This window comes from Streptosporangium sp. NPDC087985, from assembly GCF_044741965.1.
GTDB lineage: Bacteria > Actinomycetota > Actinomycetes > Streptosporangiales > Streptosporangiaceae > Streptosporangium.
On sequence record NZ_JBIUTQ010000020.1, the window covers coordinates 20,642 to 44,802 of the forward strand.

The following is a 24,161-nucleotide window of genomic DNA, read 5'->3' on the forward strand; positions in this document are numbered from 1 at the left end:
AACTCCTCAGGGGGCGGGTCAGGTGGCGAGGTTGGTGGTGAGCAGTTCGATCAGGGGTTCGCGGCGGACGCAGCCCGCCAGCGCGAACGAGTCGGCCAGGGCCAGCACCTCGTCGTCGCCGAGACCGCGGAACAGCCCGGCGTACTCGGGCAGCAGCGCCTGGGCGATGAGGACGTGCCGGATCAGGTCGTCGGTCTGGTAGCGGGCGCCCCACGGGTAGGGGTCCCACCCGGGGAACTCGGTGGCCATGAGCGAGTGGAGCGGCGCCAGCACGTCGGCCGACTCCTCCATCGTGGAGCCCCACCGGTCGGCGCCGAGCCGCGTCTTCTTCTCGATGAACGCCCCGAACCGCTCCCGGTACGGCCCCGCCGCGTGCACCAGCCCCTGCAGCCCGACGTCCTTGTAGGTCCACAGTGACCAGCCCGCCTCGTGGGCGTCGTAGATGTCGAGCTGGTCGGCCAGGATCTGGTAGCGCTGCTCGTCGACCGCGGGATCGCCGGTGTAGACCGGCCCGAACTCGCCCACCCACAGTGGCGTGCCCGTCTCCCGCTGGAAGGCCGTGCGCTTGGCGAAGGCCTGCTCCAGCTGGGCGCGGTCCACCCACTCGCCCCGGGTGTAGCCGGGGTACGGGCCTCCGTGCGCGAAACCGGCCAGGGCGTAGTCATGGCAGACGAAGACGGTGTTCTCGTAGAGCTCGCGGAAGACCGAGAAGTCGGTGGAGTAGGTGTTGCCGTCCAGGAAGAGCACGTGGTCGGGGTCGACCGCCCGCAGCGCCTTGACCAGCCGGTCGTAGAACGGCCCGATCACCTTGCCCGTGGAGTCGCCGGGCTCGTTGACCGGGTTGTAGCCCGCGACCCACGGCTGGTCCCGGTAGCGGGCGGCGATCGCCTCCCACAGGTGGACGGCCCGGTCCTGGAAGTGCCGGTGCTGCCAGAACGAGGCGATGTGGGTGGGGTTGTCGGAGTGCCAGTGCTGGTTCTGCGCCCCGGGCAGCGCGTGCAGGTCGAGCACGCTGTAGATGCCGTGCTCGGCGAGCAGGCCGACGACGCGGTCGAGGTGGCGGAAGCCGTCCTCGATGATCTCGAACGGCCGCTCGTCGGACTCGAAGTGCCGGTAGTTCACCGGGATGCGCACGCAGTTGACGCCCATCGAGGCCAGCAGCGCCGCGTCCTCCGCGCCGAAGAAGGAGGTCAGCAGCCGGTCGAAGAACAGTTCGGCGCGCTCCTCCCCCAGCACCTCGCGGACCGAGCGCCGCATCTCCGACTCGTTGGCCGGATAGCCGGTGATGAAGTTCTCCATGTTCAGCCAGCCTCCGAGGCCCACGCCGCGCAGCCGTACCGCGGTGCCCTCCGAGTCGACGAGACGGGATCCGGAGACACGCAGAGTCATCAATTCTCCTTTTTGCCGAAACCACCGGATGTGCCGAGGCCTCCGGTGAACCCGGTGATCAGCCGCCGGCGGCCGGGCAGGTCCCGGAGGCGGTTCTCTGAAACTTTCGAATTAAATCCGAATGTTTCGCATCCGGAGGATAAGTAAAATACGCATAACACGTCAATAGAGCCCCGGTCACACTTCTGGGCAGCAGCCGTACCACCCGCCCGGGTCTCCGAAAGTTTTCGGCTATACTCCGTCGCATGCCAGCGAAAAGGCGGGTGACCATCGCGCTGATAGCCGAAGAGGCTGGAGTCTCGGTCCCCACGGTGTCCAAGGTCATCAACGGCCGGCCGGAGGTGGCCCCGAGCACCCGCCAGCGGGTGGAGCGGCTGCTCCACAAACACGGCTACCAGCGGCGCGTCAGCCAGAGCGACGGGCCGGTGGGACTGATCGACCTGGTTTTCGCCGAGATCGAGAGCCCGTGGGCGATGGAGATCGTCCGGGGTGCCGAGACGGCCGCCCGCGAGGCCGACGCCAGCGCCGTGATCTCCGTGGTGCACACGCACGCGGGGCCCGGCCGGGACTGGCTGGAGCGGATCGCGGCCCGCCGTACCGACGGAGTGGTGATCGTGGCGTCGAAGCTCTCCGCCGGGCTGCAGGGACAGCTCCACGCCCGCTCGATGCCGTTCGTCGTCGTCGACCCGGAGGGAGAGCCCGCCCCCCACGTCGCCTCGGTGGGCGCCACCAACTGGAACGGCGGCCTGGCCGCCACCCGTCACCTCCTGGAGCTCGGGCACCGCAGGATCGGCATCATCGGCGGACCGGCCGACATGCTGTGCAGCCGGGCCAGGATCGACGGCTACCGGGCGGCGCTGGAGACCGCGGGCGTCGCCGTGGCCCCCGAGCTGATCCGCCCCGGCGACTTCCTGGTGGACTCCGGCCACGACCACGGCCACGGGCTGCTCTCCCTGGACGACCCGCCCACCGCCATCTTCGCCGGCAGCGACCTGCAGGCGTTCGGTGTGCTCGAGGCCGCCCGGCAGCGCGGCCTGCGCGTCCCTGAGGACCTCAGCGTGGTCGGCTTCGACGACCTCCCGCTGGCCCGCTCCGCCTGGCCGCCCCTGACCACCGTCCGTCAGCCGCTGCAGGACATGGCCGCCCTGGCCACCCGCATGGTCCTGGCCATCGGCCGGGGCGACCACTCCCAGGCCCGGCGCGTCGAACTCGCCACCGAGCTCATCGTCCGCGAAAGTACGGCACCGCCCCGCCCCTGAACGCCGGCCTCATCCCTTGGTCGCCCCCGCGGTGAGGCCGCCGACGAGCCGGCGCTCGGCGACGGCGTAGAAGCCGAGCGCCGGCACCATCGCGAGGACGACATAGGCCAGGATGCGGGCCCAGTCGGCGGCGTACTGGCCCTGGAACTGCTGGACCCCGAGCGGGATGGTCCACCAGTCGGGGTTGTTGAAGACGACCAGCGGAAGCATGAAGTTGTTCCAGCTCCCCACGATCGCCAGCACGGACACCGTGGCCAGCGCCGGACGGGCCATCGGCAGCAGGATCCGCCAGAAGAAGCCGAGCGCGGTGCATCCATCCAGCGTCGCGGCCTCCTCGATCTCGCCGGGTATGGTCCTGAAGAAGCCGCGCAGGATGATGATCGTCACCGGCAGCCCGAAGGCGGCCTGGGGCAGGATGACGCCCAGCGGGTTGTCCAGCAGCCCGAAGGTCCGCAGCAGGATGAACAGGGGCAGGATCGCCACCGCGAACGGGAACATCAGCCCGATGGTGAAGAGCGTGAACAGCAGTTCCCGCCCCCGGAAGGCGAAACGGGCGAACACGAACGCCGCCAGCGCGGACACACCGACGACCACGAGCGTCGTCGCCAGCGCGATGAACACGCTGTTGCCGAGCTGCCGCCAGAACAGAGGGGAGGCGAGCACGTCGGTGTAGTTGGAGACGACCCACGGCGACGGCAGACCGAAGGGGTTCCTGGACAGCTGGCTGGTGTCCTTGAACCCGCCGAGCAGGCCGAACCCGAGCGGCACGACGACGAACGCCCCGACGATCCAGGCGATCGCGTGCAGGGTGAGGGGCCGCAGCCGGGCCGCGACCCGGGAGGGAGGGGCGTGCCCCCTCATCGCTGGTCTCGCATGACGGTGATCGCTCCTTCGGTGTCGCGGCGCATGACGAATCGCTGGTAGCCGAGTGCGAAGACCAGGCTGATGACGAACATCACGACACTGATCGCGCTGGCGTAGCCGACCTGGTACCTCTTGAAGCCGAACTGGAACATCGTGACGGCCATGGTCTCGGAGGAGTGGGCGGGTCCTCCGCCGGTGAGGATCCAGACCAGGTCGAACAGCTGGATCGCGCCGATGACGGACAGGAAGACGCTGATCCGGATCGTCGGCCCGAGCAGCGGCAGGGTGACGTAGCGGAACACCTCCCAGCCGGTGGCGCCGTCGATCTGCGCGGCCTCGGTGATCTCGTGCGGAATGGCCTGCCGCCCGGCCAGGTACAGGATCATGTGGAAGCCGAAGTACTTCCACGTCATGACCAGGAACAGCGAGGCCATGACGGTCGAGGGGTCGGAGAGCCACGCCGACTCCATCCCGACCACGGCCAGGATCCGGTTCGCGATGCCCTGGTCGGGAGAGAGGATCATCGTGAACAGGACGCCGGTGATCACCTCGGAGAGGATGTACGGGGCGAAGAACAGCAGCCGGTAGACCGCCCGGCCGCGCAGACGCTGGTTGAGCAGCATGGCGACGCCGAGCGCGAACGGCAGCTGGACCGTCACCGACAGGACGATCAGGACCAGGCCCCGCAGGAGGTCGCCGAGGAAGACCTCGTCGGCGAGCAGCCGGCTGAAGTTCGCGAACCCCACGAAGTCGGTCGGCATGCCGCCGAGGCCGTTCCACTTGAACACGCTGGCGTACATCGCGACGAGGATCGGCGCCAGCACCAGCAGGGCGAACAGCGCCAGCGCCGGGAGCAGGAACAGGGCGATCGTCGTCCAGCCGCGCAGCCGGGGACCCCAGGGACGCGGGGCTCGCATCTAGTCGGACTTCGCCGTCGTCGTGATGGCCTCCACGACCTGCTCGGGCGTCTTCTTGCCCGCGATGAGCTCGGCCACGCTGTCGTTGACCTCCTGGCCGACCGCCGGGGGGTAGGCCTGGTCGAGGTAGAGCTGGAAGCCGGTCGCGGAGCTGAGCGCCTGCGCCACCGCCGCGAGGTTGGGGTCCTTGACGGCGTCCTCGGCGCCCTTCACCACCGGCAGGACCGCTCCCGACTCCACCGCCTTACGGTGGTTGTCGATCTGGGAGATGAATTTCAGGAAGTCGACCGCTTCGGCCGGCGCGTCCTTCCCGACGGCGTATCCGCCTCCGCCGCCGAAGGCGTCAGAGGCCGAGCCCTTGCCGCCCTCGACCGCCGGGAAGGGGAAGAAGCCGAGATCCTTGCCGAGATCCTTACCCGCCTCCTTCTCCACGGACGGCGCCCACTGGCCCATCAGCTCCATCGCGGCCTTCCCGTTGCCCATCGTCGCGGCCTGCCCGTCGGGGGTGTTGTAGCTCGCGCCGAGGAAGCCCTTCTGGAACGGGTCGAGGTCGACGAGCTCCTTGAGGTGCCGGCCCGCCGCCACGAAGTCGGGACCGCCGAACTCGTGGTCGACCGCGGCCTGCTTGAGGGCGTCCAGGCCCGCGACGCGCATGGCGAGGTAGGCCCAGTAGTAGTGTCCCGGCCACTTCTCCTTGCCGGCCAGGGCGATCGGGGTGATGCCCGCCGCCTTGAGTTTCTTGATGTCGTCGAGGTACTCGGCCCAGGTGGCCGGCGGCGCCGTGATGCCCGCCTTGGCGAACAGCGCCTTGTTGTACCAGAAGCCCACCATGCCGATGTCGTAGGGGACCGCGTACGTCTTGCCGTCGAACTGGTAGGCCTGCAGGGAGGCCGGCGCCATCGTGTCGATCCAGGGGGCGATGTCGGCGGAGATGTCCTTCGCCAGCCCGGCGTCGATCTGCTGTTTCAGGACACCGCCACCCCAGGTGGTGTAGATGTCAGGCGTCTTGCCCGACTGGGTGAGCGTCGTCAGCCGGGCCTTGTACGCCTCGTTCTCGATGGGGACGTTGTTGATGATGACGTTGGGATGCAACGCCTGGTACTCCTGGACCTTCTCGGCCCAGATGGACTTGAGCGGCTCCGTGGTCGAGATGTTCCACCACTCGACGGTGACCTTCGAGCCGCCTCCCGCGCCCGCCTCCGGCCCCGGTTTCCCCTCGCTCGCGCAGCCCCCGATGAGGAGCACGACCGCCGCCAATGTCACCGCACTTCGCCGACTCAACGACATCACAGTGGGTCCCTTCCTCATTTTCCGAGGTTCTCCGGGTCTGTTCCGCGCCGGCCCGCAGCCGATCGGCTCCGGCGTTCCCATCGCGAATGCCCGTGTACGTGCCACGTCGTTACCGCAGACTTCTCTATGAAACTTTCGAAATACATCCGATAGTTTCTATCGATGGCGCCGAGGGTACAACGGCTTTTCGATTGGATCAACGGCCGTTGTCGAGACGTTACGAGGACGACCCGCACCGGACGCCCCGAACCGCACGGGAGAAACGTTGACGGACTCACCGGAAGCATCTACGTTACAGGGCACGAAAGCTATCGGAAATCTTTTGAAACTTTCGAAAAGCGGGTGGCATATGCCTCGACCTCGTAGGGCACTACTGACCCTGGCGCTCTCCCTCCCCCTCGTCGCGCAGTCCTCGCCCGCGTTTCCACAGGCCCACGGAGGAGGCCCCGCCCAGACCATCACGGTCAGCCCGCGGATCACCCACCAGAGGATCGACGGCTTCGGCCTCTCCCAGGCCTTCCAGCGCAACACCCTCATCCGGGCCCTGCCGCCCGCGCGCCAGAGGGAGATCCTCGACCTCTGGCTCAGCCGGGAGAAGGGCGCCGGCCTGAGCATCCTGCGCCTGGGCATCGGCTCCTCGTCGACCAACCCCTACGACCTCATGCTCTCCATCCAGCCGCAGGACCCGGGCGGCCCCACCGCCAAGCCCAGGTACGTCTGGGACGGCGACGACGGCGGCCAGGTCTGGCTGGCCAAGGAGGCCAAGGCATACGGCGTGAAACGTTTCTACGCCGACGCCTGGAGCGCGCCCGGATACATGAAGGACAACGGCACCGACACCGACGGAGGCACCCTCTGCGGCCTGGCCGGCACGAGCTGCCCGAGCGGCGACTGGCGCCGGGCGTATGCGGACTACCTGGTCCAGTACACCAGGTTCTACGCCCAGGAGGGCATCAAGATCACCGACATCGGGTTCACCAACGAACCCGACCTCACGGTCTCCTACGCCTCGATGCGTTTCACTCCCGCCCAGGCCGCCGAGTTCGTCAAGATTCTCGGACCGGCCGCGAAGGGACTCGGGATCGCCTGCTGCGACGCCGCCGGCTGGACAGAGCAGAAGGCGTTCTCCGCCGCGATCGAAGCCGACCCGCTCGCCCGCCGGTGGGTGACGACCCACACCGGCCACCCCTACGTCAGCCCGGTGGACGGTCCTCTGCCCACCCGCCGGAACACCTGGATGTCGGAGTGGTCCCCGGACGGCGACACCTGGATCGAGAACTGGGACAACGGGAGCGGCTACGACGGCTTCGCGGTCGCCGAGCAGATCCACGACTCGCTCACCACGGGCGGCGTCAGCGGCTACGTCTACTGGTTCGGGGCCTCACGCGGCGCCACCCGCGGCCTCATCCAGATCGACGGCGACGACTACCACGTCTCCAAACGCCTGTGGGCCCTGGCCGCCTACAGCCGGTTCATCCGGCCCGGCGCCGTCCGGGTCGAGGCCGCCTCACCCGGCCCCGCGTTGAAGGTGTCGGCCTACCGCAACACCGACGGCTCCGAGGTCGTCGAGATCCTGAACACGGGCACCACCGCCGTGACCACGGCCCTGGACACCCGGCCAGGCAGGGCCACCGCCTACCTGACCGACGAGACGCACTCCCTCACCGAAACCGCGGTCCCCAGCCGGGGGACCCACCGGTCGGTGACCCTTCAGCCCCGCTCTCTCACCACGGTCGTCGTCGGAGGACACGGCTGAGACATGCGAGATGACCCCTGCGGATGCCGCCCTTGGGAGCGTCGGCGTCCGCAGGTCTCCATGACGGCTCCACCCCACGTCCGGAAGAACGTCCGTCTGCAGGAGGATCCATGATCCGGGTCGCCATCGTCGGCACCGGCGGGATAGCGGGCATCTGCCACCTGCCCGCCCTCCGGGCCGAGTCCCACCGAGCCCGGGTCGTGGCGGCCGTGGACGTGGACGCCGCCCGGGTGAGGGCGTTCTGCGCCGAGCACGGCATCCCCGCCGCGCACACCTCGCTCCCCGAGATGCTCGACGCCGAGCGCCCCGACCTCGTGCACATCTGCACTCCCCCGCACCAGCACGCCGCGCAGGCCGTGGAGTGCCTGAGCGCCGGAGCATGGGCCTGGTGCGAGAAGCCCGCCTGCCTGTCGCTGGCCGAGTACGACACGGTCACCGCGGCCGAACGCGGGGCGTACGCCTCGGTGGTCTCCCAGCACCGGTTCGGCTCCGGCGCCCGGCACCTGCGGCGGATCGCCCCCCGGCTCGGCCGTCCCCTGCTGGCACTCTGCGTCACCGCCTGGTACCGGGGGCACGAGTACTTCGAGGTCCCCTGGCGCGGGACCTGGGCGACCGAGGGCGGCGGCCCGACCATGGGCCACGGCATCCACCAGATGGATCTCCTGCTGTCGGTGCTGGGCGACTGGACGGAGGTCCGCGCGATGGCCGGGACGCTCGACCGTCGTGTCGAGACCGAGGACGTCTCCCTGGCGTCGGTACGTTTCGAGAACGGCGCGATGGCCAGCGTGGTCAACAGTCTGCTCTCCCCCCGCGAGGAGAGCTACCTCCGCTTCGACTTCACCGAGGCGACCGTCGAACTCCGTCACCTGTACGGCTACCGCAACGCGGACTGGAGTTCGACCTCGGAACTGTGGGACCCGCCGGACGACGTGCCCAGCTCCCACTCCGCCCAGCTCGCCCTGCTGCTCGACGCCTTCGAACGCGGTGAGCGACCGCCCCTGAGCGGCGCCGAGGGGCGGCAGGCCCTGGAACTGGTCACCGGCCTGTACGCCTCCGCCTTCACCGGACGCCCCGTCCACCGCGCGGAACTGACCGTCGACCACCCGTTCTACGGAGGTGCAAGACGATGAGGGAACTGGTCCTCGGAGCCCGTGGCGTCGAACTGGCCCGATACGTCTACGAGCCGGACACGCCCGTCTTCGAGTCGCCCAAGCCGTACTTCCATCCGGTACGGACCCTGGCCGGAGACGTCGTCACCGCCTACCGCCCGCACGACCACCGGTGGCACAGGGGCCTGCAGATGACCGTCTCGGACCTGTCGGGGGAGAACTTCTGGGGCGGCGGCAGCTACGTACGCGAGGCCGCCGCCTACGTCGACCTCCCCAACAACGGGACGATCCGCCACGAGGAGTTCCTCTCACCCGGCGTCGAGCGGCTGACCTGGCACACCCAGGGAGGTGAGCACTGGGTCGACGAGATCCGAGCCCTCGCGGTGACGGACGTCGAAGACGACTCCTGGACGCTCGACTTCACGACCTCGATCACCAATGTGCGCGGCCGCGACCTCGTGTTCGGCAGCCCCACGACCAACGGGCGCCCCATGGCCGGGTACTGCGGCCTCTTCTGGCGCGGCCCCCGCTCCTTCGAGCACGGCGAGGTCATCGCCGCCGGAGGAGACGGGCCGGAGATGATGGGCCGCCCTTCGCGGTGGCTCGCCTACGTCGGCGGGCACGACGAGGTGGACCGCTCCTCGACCCTGCTGTTCGTCAGCGGACAGCCCACGACCTGGTTCGTCCGCACCACCCCCTTCGCGGCGGTCAACCCGTCGATCGCCTTCTCCGACGAGCTCGTCCTCCCCCCCTGCGGGACACTCGACCTCCACTACCGCGTGGTCGTGGCCGACGGCGCCTGGGACCGCGACCGCCTGGAGTCCTACGTCAAGGAGCACCCGTGACCCCCGCCGTGGATGTCCGATGACCTTCCCGGGCGGCGTCGGGGTCTCCCAGCTCCGCGTCTACGACTGGCCGGCCGCCGACGGACTGTGCGGCGGCTCCCCGCACATGCACCTGGTCTGCGCGGAGGCGTACGTCGTCGTCGGAGGCTCGGGCAGCGTACAGACCCTCACCTGGGACGGCTACGCCGAGACCCCGCTCGGACCGGGCACGACCGTCTCCTTCACTCCCGGCACGATCCACCGCCTGGTCAACACCGGCGGCCGGCTGCGGATCGTGGTCGTGATGCAGAACAGCGGCCTGCCCGAGGCCGGGGACGCGGTCTTCACCTTCCCCCGGGCCGTGCTGGCCGACCCCGCCCGGTACGGCGAGGCCGCCGGCGCCGGTGACGAGGAGGCGGCCAGGCGCCGCAGGGACCTGGCGATCGAGGGCCTGGCGGAACTGCGCGCCGGAGGCTGGGCCGCCCTGGAGGAGTTCCACCGTACGGCGCTGCGGATCGTGTCGGGAAAGCTGGACGACTTCGGCAGGAGGTGGCGGGAGGGAGCCCTGGCGGCAGCCGAGTCGACCGGCACCCACCTGGACCGCCTCCGCGCCGGCGACCCCGGCCACCTCCGGGACGCCACCGTCACCGCGGTCGACCCCGTACTGAGACTCGGCATGTGCGGCCACCTGCGGGCCTACCCTCCGACGACCCCGCCGCCGTACTCCTGACCGCCTACATGAGTCAGGGCGATGCCGGACCGGCTCCGTCGACGGTCTGGCATCGCCCTGACATCTCTCCCGGCTGAGGGCGCCCGCTCACCGTGGTGCGCAGGCTCCGGGCTGCTAGTACGGCAGCCGCCGTCCGCTCGGTGTGCGCAGGTCAAGATCGATCCTGGGCGCGGGTCTTCTGGGCTTGGAGATAAGAATCTGTCGCATCATGGAAACTCCCTTATCAATCACCCATAAGGACTGAGCTGCCGGTCTTTTCGGGAAAGGGGCATCTCATCGGGGACGGTCCATCAGGAAACCGGGCTTGCCGGATGCGTGGACAGCTCGAACCAGACGGCCTTTCCGGCTCCCCTGCGCGGGTGGCCGGTGCCCCAGGAGTGGGACAGCAGGTCGACGAGGAGCATCCCGCGGCCGGACTCGTCGTCCTCGGATTCCCCGGCCACCCTGGGCGGGGCGGGGTTCTCGTCCTCGACCTCGCAGCGCAGCGTGCCGTCCTGGGAGGAAAGGGTGAGGACCGGCTCTCCCCATCCGTGGAGCAGGGCGTTGGTGACCAGCTCGCTGACGAGCAGCTCGGCGATCTCGCTCTGCTCGTCGTATCCCCAGTCGGCGAGCTGGGCGCGGATGAGACGCCGGGCCGTGGATGCCGAGGAGGCGTCGGAGAACAGGACCCACGAGGCCCGCCGGACGCGTGCCACCCGGATGGCCTGGGCCGCGAGCTCGCCGAGTCCGCGCAGGAGTCCCCGGAACCGGCACCGCGTCTCCGGGCAGCCGGTCTCCTGCCGGGTCAGGGCTACGGACCGGCCTGTCGCCGGCCGCCCTGCCGCGGGGCCTCGGCGGCACATGAGTTCAAGCTGCCTGTGCATAGGAGCCTCGATGAGCCGGGACGCTACGTCCGTCGGGCAGAAGCTCGCCGGTGTCCTCGAACACCACCACACCGTTGCAGAGCAGTCCCCATCCCTGTTCCGGATGGAACGCCACAAGGCGGGCCGCATCGTGATCAGGAGCGTACGCGGTCGGGCACGGAGGCTTGTGCTGGCACATAACCGTCACCTCGATCCTCATCGATCTTCATCGATCGCATGAGAGTTCTTGGAGAGCCACCGGCTCCGGTCTGGTGATGACGACTGACATTCCGGCCCAGTGAGCTGCTTTCGCTATCCACAATGCCGCTCTCCGCGCCCGGCGTCTGCGCTGGCAGCACCCATTTCGGCCCCAGGCCAACAGCACCCCCGGCATTCCTGCTAGCTGCAATGCGCCCGTACGGGGCCTGGTGCGATCCTGGATTAGTGGCCCTGCGTTGTCTCATCGTCGACGACAGCGATCACTTCAAGGACGCCGCACGCCACGTGCTCGAGCCTGAGGGGATTACCGTCGTCGGCACGGCGTCGACAACGGCCGAAGCTCTTCACCAGGTTGACGAGCTCCGGCCGGATCTCGTGCTGGTCGACATCGATCTCGGTGAGGAGAGTGGATTCGATCTGGTCTGGCAGCTCGTGGACACGACGGATGTGGATCCGCTGAGCGTCATCCTGATCTCGACCTACGCCGAGAAGGACTTCGCGGAGATGATCGCGGACAGCCCGGCCATCGCGTTCCTGTCGAAGCCGGACCTTTCGGGAAGGGCGATCGGCGAGATCCTGCAGAGAGCCGGCGACGTGGGCCGAGCCGACCGAGACGGATAGGGCGTCCCCCGGCCTTGACCGGTTCTCCTCGGCCGGGATCCCCGCCGGGAATCTCCTGGTCAATGTCCGGGCAGAGCCGCTAGCGGGCTTCGAGGAAGGCGACCACCGCGAGGACGCGCCGATGATCGTCTTCCGTCTCCGGTAGCCGCATCCTGGACATGATGCTGCGCACGTGCTTCTCGACCGTACCCTCGGTGATCCAGAGCCGGTGGGCGATCCCGGCGTTCGACCGCCCCTCCGCCATCAGGGAGAGAACCTCGCGCTCACGCTGCGTGAGGAGTTCCAGCGGGTCGTTCCTGCGGCGGGCCGTGATGAGCTCCTGCACGAGGCTGGGATCGACGACCGAGCCGCCGTGGACGATCCGCTCAACCGTCTCGATGAAGTCGGACACGCCGATCACCCGGCTCTTGAGCAGGTAGCCGACCCGGTGCCCGGTGGCGAGCAGCTCCATCGCCTGCTCGACCTCGATGTGCGCCGACAGCAGGAGAATGCCCGTCTCCGGGAACTCCTCACGGATCACCCGGGCCGCGTCGAGACCTTCGGTCGCGTGCCCCGGAGGCATCCGGATGTCGACGATGGCGAGGTCCGGACGGCATTCGCGGACAAGGGCGAGGAGTTCCTGAGCGTCTCCGGCCTGGCCGACGACCTCGAACCCCGACCGCTCAAGCAGGCTGGCGAGTCCTTCACGGAGCAGCACGTCGTCGTCCGCCAGCGCTACCCGCGTCCGTCCTTCGTCCACCGCTCTGTCGCCTCTTGCACGTAGGAGTCATGCCCAGGTGGGAAAGGATCGCGTCTTACGTCAACGCTGCGGCCGGTCACTCGCAGGACGGGATGACCGGCGTCAACGTACCGACGTATCCGATCCGTGTTCTCCGCGTGACATGGGAGTAACGTAGTAGTCATGCGCGCGCGGCTATTGTCATTGCTGCTACGCCCGACGCGCCCACCCCTCATGCTGGGGATCGTGGTCGGCGTTCTGTGCGTCGTGGCAGAGACCCTCCTGACGTACCCTCTGGAGCAGTTCGCGCCCGGGAGCTCTATGGGCGCATTCTACCTGCTCGGTGTTCTGGTGGTCTCATACGTGTGGGGCCTGGGCCTGGGAATGGCGACCGCGGTGGTCAGCGGCGTCGTCTTCGACTACTTCAACCTCCCGCCCCGCGACACCTTCACCATCTTCACCAGCTGGTCGTGGCTGGACCTCTTGATCTTCCTCGTCGTCGCGCTGCTGGTCAGCTCGGCCGCGGCGCTGATGCGGTCCCTGGCCATCGAGGCCGACGAGCGCCGCCGTGAGGCCGCTCTCGACGCCCGGCTCGCCCGTCTCCTGCTCCGCACGGAGCATCTGCGCTCGGCGCTGCCGGCGGCCTCACGCCGTCTGGCGCAGGCGCTGGGGCTGCCGTTCCTGGCGATCGAGCTCGGCGCGGTCACCGCCGACGGAGACCACACGACTCTGCCACTGCTGGATGGCGCCGCCACCCTCGGCACACTCGTCGTCCCCGCCGGCCTGCCGGACGCCACCCTGCGCCGTCTGAACGAGTGGGTCATGCCCTCGCTGGGGACGCTGCTGCGCGCGGCACACGAGCGTGAGGCCATCGGGCATGCCCTGGAGACGAGCCGTGACGAACTCCGCCGGATCGCGCATGAACAGGCCGCGCTGCGGCGTGTCGCGACGCTGGTCGCGCGCGGAGTCTCCCCTGCGGAGATATTCAGTGCGGTCGCTCGCGAGATGGGCGTCATCCTGGAGGCGAACTGCACGGCGATAGGTCGCTACGAGCCCGACGGCGCGATGGTCGTGGCCGGCTCGTGGAGCGATAGCGGCCCTGAGAACACGCTGCCTCTCGGCTCGCGCTGGCCGCGCGACGAGCACAGCCTCCCAACGCGGGTGCTGGAGAGCGGGAGCTCGACACGGATGACGAGCTACGACCATGCCCTCGGACAGATCGCCGAGTGGGCCCGGGCGCAGAGAATCGCCTGTTCGGTCGGGAGCCCCATCAGCGTGGAGGGGCGCCTGTGGGGCGTGATGATCGCTTCCTTCCGAAGTCCGGAGCACCAACCCGAAGACGTGGAGGAGCGCATGCTGGACCTCGTTGAACTTATCGCGACCGCCGTCTCCAACGCCGAGACCCGCGACAAACTCGCGGCGTCCCGCGCCCGCGTCGTCGCGGCCTCCGACGAGACCCGGCACCGCATCGAACGTGATCTGCACGATGGGGCCCAGCAACGCCTCGTCTCACTCGGGCTTGAGCTACGGGCCACGGAGGCCACCGTGCCGCCCGACCAGGCAGAGCTGAGAGAACGGCTGGTCCAGACCGCCCAGGGTCTGACCTACGTCGTGGAGGACCTGCAGGAACTCTCCCGGGGCATCCATCCGGCGATCCTCTCCAAAGGCGGCCTCGGGCCCGCCCTGAAGATGCTCGCCCGCCGCTCCGCCGTCCCGGTCGAGCTCAGCGTAAGCGGCGGCCTGCGCCTGCCGCAGCACATCGAGGTGGCCGCCTACTACATCGTGTCCGAGGCGCTGACCAACGTGGCCAAGCACTCCCACTCCTCCGTGGCGTACGTCGATCTCAGCGTGGAGGACGCGAACGTCCGGATCTCGATCCGCGACAAGGGGGTCGGAGGGGCCGATCCCCACCACGGCTCGGGACTCATCGGTCTCAGCGACCGCGTCGAGTCGCTCGGCGGCAGGATGGAGGTCGCGAGTCCGGTGGGAGGCGGCACCTCGCTGCTGGCGACCATCCCGATCAAGAACGACTGACGGGGCCCCGGGCCCCGTCACCACGGACCGGGGTGACCACGCCTCCGAGGCGGTCACCCCGGGCGCCGTCAGGGGGGGTCGGAGGCTGCGAGCAGGTCCATGGCCTCCTCATCGGTCAGGCCGGCCAGTTCCTCGATCAGCAGGTCCTCCACCGCCTCGGCGAGAGCGGCGATGGTGTTCTGCTCGAAGATCGTCCGGATCGGGACCTCGACGCCGGTGGCCCGCCGGATCCGCGCGGCCACCCGGGTCGCCAGCAGGGAGTGGCCGCCCAGGGCGAAGAAGTCGTCGAAGACGCCGAACGGCCCGGTGCCGAGCAGCTCCTCCCAGACCGCCGCCACCAGCCGTTCCGCGTCCGTACGCGGAAGAACCCGTCCGGCCGCCGGGGTGATCTCCGGCTCGGGGAGCGCGGCCCGGTCGACCTTGCCCCCGGCGGTGAGGGGCAGCGCGTCCAGCCGGACCCAGGCGGTCGGGACGAGCTGGCGCGGGAGCGTCCGCTCCAGGTGGGCGCGGAGGTCGGCGGGGTCGGCGGTGCCGGTGACGTAGGCGACGAGCTCCTCTCCTCTCCCGGTGACGAAGGCCTGTCCCACCCCGGGGTGGGTGAGCAGGCGGTTCTCCACCTCGCCGGGCTCGATCCGGAAGCCCCTGATCTTGAGCTGGCCGTCCAGCCGTCCCAGGAACTCCAGGTGCCCGTCGGTGCGCCACCGCGCCCGGTCGCCGGTCCGGTAGCGGCGTGCTCCCGGCCCGCCGCCGGGATCGGGGACGAAGGCCGCCGCGGTGAGGGCGGGTCTGCCGAGGTAGCCGCGGGCCACCCCGGCCCCGCCGATGACGAGTTCCCCGGTCGCGCCCGGCGGGAGGGGCTCCCCCCGGGCGTCGAGCACGTGGACCGTGGTCGCGCCGATCGGGCGGCCGATCGGGGGATGTCCCCGAGCCGCCTCCGCACCGAGGTCGGCGGCGGTGGCGATCACCGTCGCCTCGGTCGGCCCGTAGGTGTTGACGAGCCGGACGCCGTCGCCGAACCGTCCGCGCCAGCGCTCGACCGCCGGCGCGGAGACCTGTTCTCCGCCGAGGATCACCAGGCGGAGCGAGGGTGGCCAGGCGACCTCCTCCAGCTCCTCGACCAGCGCGTGCCAGTAGGCGGTCGGCAGGTCGAGCACGGTGACCCGGCCGCCCGGTGGTGAGACGAGCAGGTCGGGCAGGGTCGCCGCGCCGTCGGGGAGCAGCACCAGCGTCGCTCCGGCGGCCAGCGCGGGGAAGACCTCCTCGACGTGGGCGTCGAAGCTGAGCGAGGCGAACTGGACGACGTGGTCGGCGGCGGTCAGGCCGTAGTCCGCGCGCATCCACCGGACCCGGGCGGCGACGGCGCCGTGCTCGACCAGCACGCCCTTGGGCACGCCGGTGGAGCCGGAGGTGGTGATGACGTAGGCGGCGTCCAACGGTGATCCGGCTGTCGCCGGGCCGTGGCCACTGCCGGTGCCCGCAGCCGGGGGATCCATGGCGGCGGCCGTGCGGCCTGCGAGAGGGGCGCCGGTGCTCGCGGGGTCGACAGCCGTCAGCCCCTCGGGAAGCGCACGCCGGGTGATCATGTGGGTGGCCGAGCTGTCCGCCATCGAGAAGGCCAGACGGCCGTCCGGGATGTCCGGATCGAACGGCAGGTAGGCGGCGCCGGCCCGCCACACGGCGAGCAGCGCGGTGATCGACTCGATCGAGCGCGGCAGGCAGACGCCGACGATGTCACCGGGGCCCACCCCGCCGTCCCGGAGGGCGGCGGCGAGCGCGTCCGCCCGCTCCAGCAGCTCACCGTAGGTGACCGTCTCCTCACCGCAGATCACGGCGGTGGCTCCGGGCGCCCGCCGTACGGCCTTGGCGACCATCTCCGGGACGAGACCCGGCGCGGCGGCGGAGACCGGGCCGGTGGCGAGGGCGCGGATGTCGGCTCCGTCGGCCTCGGTCCAGATCGGCAGGGCCGAGAGGGGGGTGCCGGGATCGTCCGCGACGGACTCCAGCAGCCGCGCGAACCGGTCGGCGAGGCGTCCGACCGCCTCGCCCTCGAACAGGCCCGTGTCGTAGAGGAAGGACAGCAGGAGCCCGTCTCCGTACGGCCACGCCTCGACGAGCAGGTCCACCTTGACCTGCTGGAACCCGGGGTCGACGGTGGTGACGGTCAGCTCACCGAACGGCCGCCGGGGGCCGGTGTCCTGGTTGTGCAGGATGAACATGGACGGTAGCAGCGAGTCGGCGGGGTGGCTGAGCTTCTCGAAGGGGACGGCGGGGTTGCCCAGCGCGCCCAGGACCTCGCCCCGGGTGCGGGCGATCAGGTCGGTGAACGCCGGGTCCCCCCGCAGGTCCCCGCGGAGGATCACCGTCTGGGCCACGTATCCGACCATCGGCTCCAGCTCGACCCGGTCCCGGCCCGCGACGACGCTGCCGACCAGGACGTCGTCCTGTCCGGTGTGCCGGAACAGCAGGGTCTGGTAGGCCGCCGCCAGTACGGCGAACAGGGTGGTGCGGTGCTCCCTGGCCAGCCGTTCCAGTTTCCGGGCCGTCGCGGGCGGCAGCACGGCCCGGTGGAACTCGCCCTGCCGGGTCGCCCCGCCGGAGTGGCGGAACGGCAGCTCGGGCGGGGGCGGGTGGGCCAGCTTCTCCTTCCAGTACGGCACGGCCCGCTCGGCCCGGCGGCGCTGCCACCGCCCGTAGTCCCCGGCCTGGACGGGCAGCGGGCGGAGCCGGGGCTCGGCGCCGAGGAGTCGGGCGGTGTAGCAGTCGGCGAGGTCGTCGAGGATGACGTTGAGCGACCACCCGTCCGAGATGACGTGGTGCATCGTGAGGCAGAGCAGGTGCTCGTCGTCGGCGATCCTGACCACCGCCACCCGCACGGGCGGGCCGGCCTCCAGGTCGAACGGCTCGTTGACCTGCTCGGCCACCAGGCGTTCGGCCTCCGCGCGGCCGTGCGGGCTCAGCCACTCGATCCCGGGGGCGCCGGGCTCCACCACCGCCCAGGGCACGCCCTCCTCCTCGGTGAACCTGGTGCGCAGGCTCTCATGACGGGCCAGGACGTCGGTGAGCGCCCAGGTGAGGGCGGCCTGGTCGAGCGGGCCGTGCAGGGCCCGTACGAGATACATGTTGTAGGAGGCGTTGTCCGGATCAAGACGCTGCAGGAGCCAGAGCCGCTCCTGCGCCGGAGACAGGGGGGCCCTCATGCGCCCGGCGCCAGTCCGTCGAAGATGGCGGCCAGGTCCTCGGAGCTGAGGCCGTCGAGCTGCTCACGCAGCGCGGCCACCTCGGCCAGGTCCAGGTCGTCGTCGCCGAGGCTGTCCACCTGCAGGGCGAGTCCCGCGACGGTCGGATGTTCGAAGAGTGCCACGATCGGCATGGCGGCCCCGAAACGCGCCTGGACCCGGGCGATGATCCGGGCGGCCGTCAGCGAGTGCCCGCCGAGCTCGAAGAAGTCGTCGTCGACGCCGACGGGCTCCTCGACGCCCAGCACTTCGGCCCACATCACGGTCAGCTCGTCCTCCACGGGCGTCGACGGCGCCCGGTAGGGGACCGTCCTGGTAGCCGTCCAGCGGGGCGGCGGCAGCGCCCTGCGGTCCAGTTTGCCGTTGGGGGTGAGAGGCAGAGCGTCCACCGTCACGAGGTGGGCGGGCACCATGTAGTCGGGCAGGCTCAGCCGGAGCCTCTCGCGCAGCGCCGGCCACAGATCCCCCGGCCCGGCGGTGGGGACCACGTAGGCCACCAGCCGGGGCAGCCCGTCGGGGCCGTCGCACACGCCGACGGCGGCGTGCCGTACCTCCTCCGCCGACCGCAGGACGGTCTCGATCTCGCCGAGCTCGATCCGGAACCCCCGGATCTTCACCTGCTGGTCGGCCCGGCCCAGATACTCCAGACGCCCCTCGGCGGTGATCCGGGCGAGGTCGTCCGTGGCGTACATGCGCGCCCCGGGCCGGTCGGTGAACGGGTCGGGCAGGAAGCGGGCCGCGGTCTGGGCGGCCATGCCGTGGTAGCCCCTGGCGACGCCCGTCCCGCCGATGTGCAGCTCCCCCACCTCGCCGTCCGCGACGGGGTTCCCGCCCTCGTCGAGGAGGTACAGCGACGTCTCGTCGATCGCCTCTCCCAGGTCCACGGCGGAGGGCCCGGGCCGGACCATCCCGGCCGTGGACCACACGGTCGTCTCCGTGGGGCCGTACACGTTCCACAGGTCCACGTCCGCGCCGAGCAGCGCGTCGGCCAGGTCACGCGGGAGCGCCTCGCCCCCGCAGAGCCGGGTGCGGACCGTCTCGGGCACGCCTCCGGCCTCCAGCAGGATGCGCCAGGTCGCCGGGGTGGCCTGCATGACCGTGATCCCCTCGGCGGCCGCCAGGTCCCGCAGTTCCCGGCCGTCCGCCGCCTCCCGCGCGGACGCCACGACCACGCGCGCCCCGGACACCAGGGGCAGCAGGAGCTCCAGAACGGAGATGTCGAAAGACAGGGTGGTGACGGCGAGCCAGCTGTCCTCGGGCGTGAGTTCCAGCCGGCGGCTGAACGATCCGAGCAGGTTGGCCACCGCCCGCTGCGGGACCGCCACGCCCTTGGGCCGCCCGGTGGAGCCCGAGGTGTAGATCAGGTAGGCCAGCTCGGCCGCCGGCCCGGAGGCCGGGATGGGGCGCGTGGCAAGACCGGCGGGCGCGGCCTCATGACCAAGCCCGGCTCCGTGATCAAGCGTGGTCTCGGGGCCGGGGGTCCGCCGGGTCCGGTTGCGGCGCGCGATGGGGACCGTACCGTCCTGGGCGATCGACAGGACGCGCGGCACGCCGCGCAGCAGGCCCGGGTCCACACCCGACTGGGTCACCACCAGCTCGATCCTCGCGTCCTCGCGCATCAGCCGGAGCCGGTCCTCGGGAAAGGCGGGATCGAGCGGGACGTAGGCCCCGCCGGCGGCCCAGACGGCCAGGACCGCGACCACCATTCCCGGCGTGCGCTCCATGCACAGTCCGACGGGAACCTCCGGGCCGACCCCCCACTCGCGCAGCACCGCCGCCAGGTCGTCCACCCGCCGGTGCAGCTCGCGGTAGGTCAGCTCGCTCTCGGTCCCGCTGACCGCGACCGCCTCGGGCGTCAGCTCCAGCCAGCGCCGTATCAGCTCCAGCGTCGTCACCACGGTCGAACACCTTTCAACTCGGACAGCCGGAGATCCGGGTCGGCTCCGGCGCGCTCCACCAGGTCGGCGAAGGCCCGGACCAGGCGCCGCGCGGTCCCGGCGGAGAACAGGTCGCTGTTGTAGTCGAGGACGCCGCCGAGGCCCTCGGGCCCCCGCCAGACGTCCACCGATATCTCTGCCTTGGTACGGCCCACCGCGGGAGTCGGGTAGACCTCGACGGCCAGGTCGGCCATCGTCGTCCGCAGCAGGTCGTCCTTGGGCAGGTTGTGCAGGTTGAACATGGCCTGGAAGAGGGGCGGCCGGCTCAGGTCGCGGGGCAGGCGCAGCGCCCCGAGGATCCGCTCGAAGGGCACCTCCGCGTGCTGGAGACCCCTGAACACCGACAGCCGGGTGCGTCTGAGCAGCTCGCGGAAGGTGGGGTCGCCGGACAGGTCGGCGCGGAGCACCAGGGTGGTGGCGAAGTAGCCGATCAGTGGTTCGAGCTCGACCCTGTTCCGCCCCGCGACGGGCACCCCGACGCACAGGTCGTCCTGACCCGCGGCCAGTCCCAGGGTCGTCTGGTAGGCCGCGAGCAGGGCCATGAACAGGGTGCAGCGCTGCTCCCTGGCGACCCCCTCCAGCCTGGCGATCACCTCGTCGGGCAGGAGCAGGCTCTCCTGCCCGCCCCGGCCGGTCCAGCGGGCGGGGCGGGGACGGTCGGCCGGGAGGTCGAGCACGGGTACGCCGGTGAGCGTCCGCGTCCAGTGGTCGAGGTGGGCGGTGCCGGTGTGCTCGGCCCGCCGCCTGTCCTCCGCCACGACGTGGGTGTACTGGGTGGGGAGGTCCGCCAGCAACGGCTCCCGTCCCTCGCGGTGGGCCGCGTAGCATTCGGCCAGCTCGCGCATGAGGACGTCCATCGACCAGCCGTCCACCACGATGTGGTGCAGGACGATGCAGAGCATGAAGTGCTCGTCGCCCAGCCGCATCAGCGCCACGCGCAGCGGCGGGCCGGCCTCCAGGTCGAACGGCCGGTTCACGAACTCCACGACGGCCGGGGCCGGATCGCCGGTGACGTCCGTCCGCTCCACGGTGGCCGGTCCGGCGGGCATGACGAGCTGCACGGGGCGGTCGCCGTCCAGGCGGAAACGGGTGCGGAGCACATGGTGCCGCTCGACCACGCGGGTGAAGGCGGCGGCGAGGCCCTCGGCGTCGACCGGGCCGCGCAGCCGTACGCACCAGGGGGTGTGGTAGGCCGTGTCGGCGGGGTCGAACCGGCTGAGGAACCAGAGCCGTTCCTGCCCGAACGAGAGCGGCCAGGTGTCGCTCTCGTCCCTGTCCCGCGCCCGTCTGAGCAGGGCCTCACGTTGTTCGGGCGGCAGTGCGGCGAGGCGGCTGAGCAGGGTGGCACGCCGGTCGGGCGCGGTCATCCTCTCACCCGGCCGGTGGGGCGTTCGACCGGGGTGATGCCGCACAGCTCGGCGACCGCGCCGAGCGGCACCTCCTCGGCGACGCCGCGCACCAGCAGGGTCTCCACCCCCCGCAGCAGCGCGTAGGCCGTGGATCGCGGCAGGTAGGCGGTGTCGGTCAGCAGGTAGAGCCGGCAGGTGTCGGTGGCGGGGCCGGTGGCGAAGAAGACCGTGGCGTCCACCTCCGGCCACGCGCCGACGAAGAAGGTCCGAGTCCGCTCGGCGAGGGCGGCGAGCGCGGCGGGGTCTCCCGGCGGTTCCACCCTGGGCAGGTTGGGCCAGTGGTCGATGGTCCGCGCGTCGTTGAAGTAGGCCGACAGGTCGACGGGCCCCCCACGTTCGCGGCCGACCTCCTCGCGGAGCGCCATCATCCCGAAGGGGTCGTAGTGGGCGTGCCGGTAGGTGGTCAGCGCCTGCCGGTGTCCGGCGCGCACGGCGTCGGCGAAGGTCCCCTCGGGCAGATCCAGGACGAAGAGCCCGTCCTGGACGGCCGTGCCCGCCATGGCGCTGGTCCGGGGGTCGTGCCGGTTGGCCACGATGAGCTGCATGACCACCTCCCCGTGCCCCGTCAGGGCGGCCAGGAGTACGGCGCTCGCCGTGGTCAGCACGCTGGCCGTGCTGACCGACCAGCGGGCCGCCAGCGTCTCCGCCGCGGCGGCGACCGCGGCCGACTCCATGCCCACCCGGACGTACCGCGGTTCCTCCGGCGTCCCGCGGGGGAAGTCGAACATGGATCTGGGCACTCTCTCCAGCGCCGCCCGCCAGTGCCGGAACGCCCGCTCTCCGCGCGCGGCGCCCGCCCCCTCCTGCTCGAAGGCGGCCTGGTCCAGCGGCTGCCATGGGGGATCAGGAAGGTCGTCCCCGGCGAGCAGCCTCCTCCAGTCGGTGGCGAGGATGTCCAGTGCCCATCCGTCGACCGCCAGGTGGGACAGGGCGAAGGCCACCGCGCGGGGGCGTCCGCCGCTCGTCACGACGGCGCACCGCAGCGGTAGCTCGGTCGCGTAGTCGAACCCCTTGGCGGCCAGCTCGGCGGAGAGCTCCCTGGCCGCGGCGAGCGGCCTGGTCTCCCCGGCGTCGAACAGCTCGACCGTCATCCGGCCCTCGCGCGCCACCCGCTGGACAGGTCCGGCGGAGGTCTCCTCGCAGGTCGTCCGGAGGGTCTCGTGCCGTTCGACCAGCCCGCGCAGGGCCAGCAGGACGGTGCCGAGGTCGCGTCTGCCGTAGACGGGCAGCGTCCACGGCATGTTGAAGTACGGGTCGCCGTCGTCCAGCCACCGGGTCAGCCGCCAGATGGCCTGCTGCCCCCAGGTGAGCGGGGCCGTACCGCCCCGCGCGCCGGTGAACTCCACCACCGCCGCCCGCTGCCGTGTAGGAGCGGTCGTCATCGGGATCGGGCGATCTCTTCGGCGACGCCGGCCACGGTCGGGGTGTCGATGAACACCTCGAAGGAGAGCTCGACGCCCATCTGGTCCCGGACGCGGGCGATGATCTGGGTGATCGACAGCGAGTGGCCGCCGAGGTCGAACAGGTCGTCGTCCGGCTGGATCTCGTCGACGCCGAGCACCTCACGCCAGATCGCCTCGACCTGCCCGAGGAGAACCGGGCCGGCCGCTTCACCGGCCGTGGCGGCCAGGTCACGGGCGGAGCCGGGAGTCACCTCCGAGACGGCGGCCGGCGCGGAGGCGGGAGCCGCACCGGGAGCGGAGCCCTGGTCCACGCCGGGAGCGCCGGCGAGGTCCGCGTCACGGGTGGGCGTGACCCTCCCTCCGGGCGGCGGCAGTTCCCCGAGCGGGGCGTCGGGACGGGCGGCGATGCCGCGCAACAGGGCCGGCAGGTCCTCGGCGACGCGGACGCAGTCGGCGCGGCCCAGGATCTCCGGGTTGAACTGCAGCCGGGTCTCAAGGCCGCCGGGAGAGTCCACGATCTGCAGGTGCAGGGTGTTGCGGACCGCGCCGTTGAACATCATCCAGTCGACGGAGGTGTCAAGACCGGTGAAGACGGGGTCGGCCGCGGAGCACCTGCGGTAGCTGACCGAGACCGGGGTGAGCGCGGTGCGGGGGCTGATCCCGCCCAGGGCCCGGGCCAGGGGCACCTCGCGGTGGCGGTAGACGGCACGGAGCTCCTCCCGGAGCGACCGCGCGAACTCGGCGAACGTCCCGTGCGGCGTGGAGACCACGGGCAGTTCGTTGACGAAAGGCCCGATGTGGTCGCGTGTCTCCTCGGTCCGGGTGGACAGGTCCACGGCCACCGTGACCTGGTCGTTGCCGTACCTGTGCAGGAGCGTGTGGAGGGCGGCCAGCAGGACCTCGAAGCGGGTGAGGCCCAGCCGTTCGGCGATCTCGGCCGCCTCGCCGCCGAGCTCGAGGTCCACCGCCTCGCCGGGGGCGGCGCGCAGCGACGGGCGGGTGGCGCCGGGGAGCAGGAGGTTCTGGTCGTCGTGCCACCTGGGCCGCCAGAAGTCCGCCGCCTGCTCCAGCTGGGCGGCCACCCGGTCCTGCTCGGCGCGGGCCGCCTCGCCGTAGGAGACCGGCAGCGGCGGCAGGGCGGCGCCGCCGTAGGCGGCGGCCAGGTCGCGCAGGACGACGTCCTTCGACATGCCGTCGAAGACCGCGTGGTGGGCGACGATCAGCAGGAGGTGCCGCGTGGGCTCCAGCCGGAACAGGGTGAACCTGGCCAGCGGGCCGGTCACCAGGTCGAAGGGGCTGGAGATCTCGGCCTCGATCCGGCCGGGCTGGCCGGAGACGTCCTCGGAGCGGATGGGCGGGGGTGTCTCCCCGGATACCAGGCGGACCCGCCCGTCCCGCTCCGCCAGGGCCGAGGCGAGGACGGGATGGCGCCGGACGACCGCGGCGCAGGCGGCGAGCATCGCCTCCACGTCGAGCGGGCCGTCGAACCGGACGGCGAACGGCATGGCGTAGACCCGGCCGCCTGCGCCCATCCGCTCGGTGATCCACATCCCGTGCTGGGCGAAGGACGCCCGGTCGCACCCGTCTATCAGAGATACCGACAT

The 24,161-nt window shown here is 71.0% G+C and carries 19 protein-coding genes; 7 read left to right on the forward strand and 12 right to left on the reverse strand.

What is annotated here, in order from left to right:
* Positions 1-18 precede the first annotated feature (18 nt).
* Positions 19-1,389 (reverse strand): glycoside hydrolase family 5 protein, encoded by a 1,371-nt coding sequence (locus ACIN94_RS27290; protein ID WP_400711764.1) that lies wholly within the window; start codon positions 1,387-1,389, stop codon positions 19-21.
* 245 nt (positions 1,390-1,634) lie between these two features.
* Between ACIN94_RS27290 and ACIN94_RS27295 the strand changes: the two genes are divergently transcribed.
* Positions 1,635-2,648, forward strand: a complete 1,014-nt coding sequence (locus tag ACIN94_RS27295; RefSeq protein WP_400711767.1) for a LacI family DNA-binding transcriptional regulator — start codon at positions 1,635-1,637, stop codon at positions 2,646-2,648.
* A gap of 9 nt (positions 2,649-2,657) precedes the next feature.
* On the opposite strand, the gene ACIN94_RS27300 is transcribed toward ACIN94_RS27295, so the two are convergent.
* From ACIN94_RS27300 to ACIN94_RS27310, 3 genes are read right to left on the reverse strand one after another with little or no spacing between them, the layout of a single operon-like run.
* Entirely contained in the window at positions 2,658-3,509 is an 852-nt protein-coding gene (locus ACIN94_RS27300; RefSeq protein WP_400711770.1) for a carbohydrate ABC transporter permease, read from the reverse strand.
* The gene (locus tag ACIN94_RS27305; protein WP_400711773.1) at positions 3,506-4,429 is read right to left on the reverse strand and encodes a carbohydrate ABC transporter permease; all 924 of its coding nucleotides are present in this window, start codon (positions 4,427-4,429) and stop codon (positions 3,506-3,508) included. Before ACIN94_RS27305 ends, ACIN94_RS27300 begins: the two co-directional genes overlap by 4 nt.
* Positions 4,430-5,716, reverse strand: a complete 1,287-nt coding sequence (locus tag ACIN94_RS27310) for an extracellular solute-binding protein (protein WP_400711998.1) — start codon at positions 5,714-5,716, stop codon at positions 4,430-4,432.
* Between the two features lie 352 nt (positions 5,717-6,068).
* Here ACIN94_RS27310 and ACIN94_RS27315 point away from each other — a divergent pair, with 352 nt between their 5' ends.
* From ACIN94_RS27315 to ACIN94_RS27330, 4 genes are all read left to right on the forward strand, one after another.
* On the forward strand, positions 6,069-7,475 hold the full coding sequence (locus tag ACIN94_RS27315; protein ID WP_400711776.1) for a glycoside hydrolase: 1,407 nt from the start codon (positions 6,069-6,071) through the stop codon (positions 7,473-7,475).
* Positions 7,476-7,585: 110 nt separating this feature from the next.
* The gene (locus ACIN94_RS27320; protein ID WP_400711779.1) at positions 7,586-8,605 is read left to right on the forward strand and encodes a Gfo/Idh/MocA family protein; all 1,020 of its coding nucleotides are present in this window, start codon (positions 7,586-7,588) and stop codon (positions 8,603-8,605) included.
* On the forward strand, positions 8,602-9,429 hold the full coding sequence (locus ACIN94_RS27325) for a PmoA family protein (protein ID WP_400711782.1): 828 nt from the start codon (positions 8,602-8,604) through the stop codon (positions 9,427-9,429). Before ACIN94_RS27320 ends, ACIN94_RS27325 begins: the two co-directional genes overlap by 4 nt.
* A 19-nt stretch (positions 9,430-9,448) precedes the next feature.
* Positions 9,449-10,138 (forward strand): cupin domain-containing protein, encoded by a 690-nt coding sequence (locus tag ACIN94_RS27330; protein ID WP_400711785.1) that lies wholly within the window; start codon positions 9,449-9,451, stop codon positions 10,136-10,138.
* Positions 10,139-10,428: 290 nt separating this feature from the next.
* On the opposite strand, the gene ACIN94_RS27335 is transcribed toward ACIN94_RS27330, so the two are convergent.
* Positions 10,429-11,001: an ATP-binding protein gene (locus tag ACIN94_RS27335; RefSeq protein WP_400711788.1), complete on the reverse strand. Its 573-nt coding sequence runs from the start codon at positions 10,999-11,001 to the stop codon at positions 10,429-10,431.
* Entirely contained in the window at positions 10,985-11,179 is a 195-nt protein-coding gene (locus ACIN94_RS27340; protein ID WP_400712001.1) for a DUF5999 family protein, read from the reverse strand. The genes ACIN94_RS27335 and ACIN94_RS27340 overlap by 17 nt, the downstream gene beginning before the upstream one ends.
* 122 nt (positions 11,180-11,301) lie before the next feature.
* Between ACIN94_RS27340 and ACIN94_RS27345 the strand changes: the two genes are divergently transcribed.
* Entirely contained in the window at positions 11,302-11,820 is a 519-nt protein-coding gene (locus ACIN94_RS27345) for a response regulator (protein ID WP_400711791.1), read from the forward strand.
* A 79-nt stretch (positions 11,821-11,899) separates the two neighbouring features.
* Here the strand turns inward: ACIN94_RS27345 and ACIN94_RS27350 are convergent, their stop codons facing one another.
* Positions 11,900-12,559: a response regulator gene (locus ACIN94_RS27350; protein ID WP_400711794.1), complete on the reverse strand. Its 660-nt coding sequence runs from the start codon at positions 12,557-12,559 to the stop codon at positions 11,900-11,902.
* A gap of 162 nt (positions 12,560-12,721) precedes the next feature.
* Here ACIN94_RS27350 and ACIN94_RS27355 point away from each other — a divergent pair, with 162 nt between their 5' ends.
* Entirely contained in the window at positions 12,722-14,572 is a 1,851-nt protein-coding gene (locus ACIN94_RS27355; protein ID WP_400711797.1) for a DUF4118 domain-containing protein, read from the forward strand.
* 68 nt (positions 14,573-14,640) lie between these two features.
* Here ACIN94_RS27355 and ACIN94_RS27360 read toward each other — a convergent pair whose 3' ends face one another.
* From ACIN94_RS27360 to ACIN94_RS27380, 5 genes are read right to left on the reverse strand one after another with little or no spacing between them, the layout of a single operon-like run.
* A complete protein-coding gene (locus ACIN94_RS27360) occupies positions 14,641-17,769 on the reverse strand; it encodes an amino acid adenylation domain-containing protein (RefSeq protein ID WP_400711800.1) in 3,129 nt (1,042 codons plus the stop codon).
* Complete coding sequence (locus ACIN94_RS27365) at positions 17,766-19,706, reverse strand: amino acid adenylation domain-containing protein (protein WP_400711803.1); 1,941 nt, start codon at positions 19,704-19,706, stop codon at positions 17,766-17,768. Before ACIN94_RS27365 ends, ACIN94_RS27360 begins: the two co-directional genes overlap by 4 nt.
* Positions 19,700-21,112, reverse strand: a complete 1,413-nt coding sequence (locus tag ACIN94_RS27370) for a condensation domain-containing protein (RefSeq protein ID WP_400711806.1) — start codon at positions 21,110-21,112, stop codon at positions 19,700-19,702. Before ACIN94_RS27370 ends, ACIN94_RS27365 begins: the two co-directional genes overlap by 7 nt.
* Positions 21,109-22,536, reverse strand: a complete 1,428-nt coding sequence (locus ACIN94_RS27375) for a condensation domain-containing protein (protein ID WP_400711809.1) — start codon at positions 22,534-22,536, stop codon at positions 21,109-21,111. The genes ACIN94_RS27370 and ACIN94_RS27375 overlap by 4 nt, the downstream gene beginning before the upstream one ends.
* Complete coding sequence (locus ACIN94_RS27380; RefSeq protein WP_400711812.1) at positions 22,533-24,161, reverse strand: condensation domain-containing protein; 1,629 nt, start codon at positions 24,159-24,161, stop codon at positions 22,533-22,535. Before ACIN94_RS27380 ends, ACIN94_RS27375 begins: the two co-directional genes overlap by 4 nt.

Coding starts and splice junctions, on each gene's coding strand:
- ACIN94_RS27355 (WP_400711797.1), top strand. CDS start 12,722: ATGCGCGCGCGGCTATTGTCATTGCTGCTACGCCCGACGCGCCCACCC.
- ACIN94_RS27345 (WP_400711791.1), top strand. CDS start 11,302: ATGCCGCTCTCCGCGCCCGGCGTCTGCGCTGGCAGCACCCATTTCGGC.
- ACIN94_RS27340 (WP_400712001.1), bottom strand. CDS start 11,179: ATGTGCCAGCACAAGCCTCCGTGCCCGACCGCGTACGCTCCTGATCAC.
- ACIN94_RS27300 (WP_400711770.1), bottom strand. CDS start 3,509: ATGAGGGGGCACGCCCCTCCCTCCCGGGTCGCGGCCCGGCTGCGGCCC.
- ACIN94_RS27290 (WP_400711764.1), bottom strand. CDS start 1,389: ATGACTCTGCGTGTCTCCGGATCCCGTCTCGTCGACTCGGAGGGCACC.
- ACIN94_RS27335 (WP_400711788.1), bottom strand. CDS start 11,001: ATGCACAGGCAGCTTGAACTCATGTGCCGCCGAGGCCCCGCGGCAGGG.
- ACIN94_RS27310 (WP_400711998.1), bottom strand. CDS start 5,716: ATGTCGTTGAGTCGGCGAAGTGCGGTGACATTGGCGGCGGTCGTGCTC.
- ACIN94_RS27375 (WP_400711809.1), bottom strand. CDS start 22,536: ATGACGACCGCTCCTACACGGCAGCGGGCGGCGGTGGTGGAGTTCACC.
- ACIN94_RS27370 (WP_400711806.1), bottom strand. CDS start 21,112: ATGACCGCGCCCGACCGGCGTGCCACCCTGCTCAGCCGCCTCGCCGCA.
- ACIN94_RS27305 (WP_400711773.1), bottom strand. CDS start 4,429: ATGCGAGCCCCGCGTCCCTGGGGTCCCCGGCTGCGCGGCTGGACGACG.
- ACIN94_RS27380 (WP_400711812.1), bottom strand. CDS start 24,161: ATGTCGGTATCTCTGATAGACGGGTGCGACCGGGCGTCCTTCGCCCAG.
- ACIN94_RS27325 (WP_400711782.1), top strand. CDS start 8,602: ATGAGGGAACTGGTCCTCGGAGCCCGTGGCGTCGAACTGGCCCGATAC.
- ACIN94_RS27320 (WP_400711779.1), top strand. CDS start 7,586: ATGATCCGGGTCGCCATCGTCGGCACCGGCGGGATAGCGGGCATCTGC.
- ACIN94_RS27295 (WP_400711767.1), top strand. CDS start 1,635: ATGCCAGCGAAAAGGCGGGTGACCATCGCGCTGATAGCCGAAGAGGCT.
- ACIN94_RS27315 (WP_400711776.1), top strand. CDS start 6,069: ATGCCTCGACCTCGTAGGGCACTACTGACCCTGGCGCTCTCCCTCCCC.
- ACIN94_RS27330 (WP_400711785.1), top strand. CDS start 9,449: ATGACCTTCCCGGGCGGCGTCGGGGTCTCCCAGCTCCGCGTCTACGAC.
- ACIN94_RS27360 (WP_400711800.1), bottom strand. CDS start 17,769: ATGAGGGCCCCCCTGTCTCCGGCGCAGGAGCGGCTCTGGCTCCTGCAG.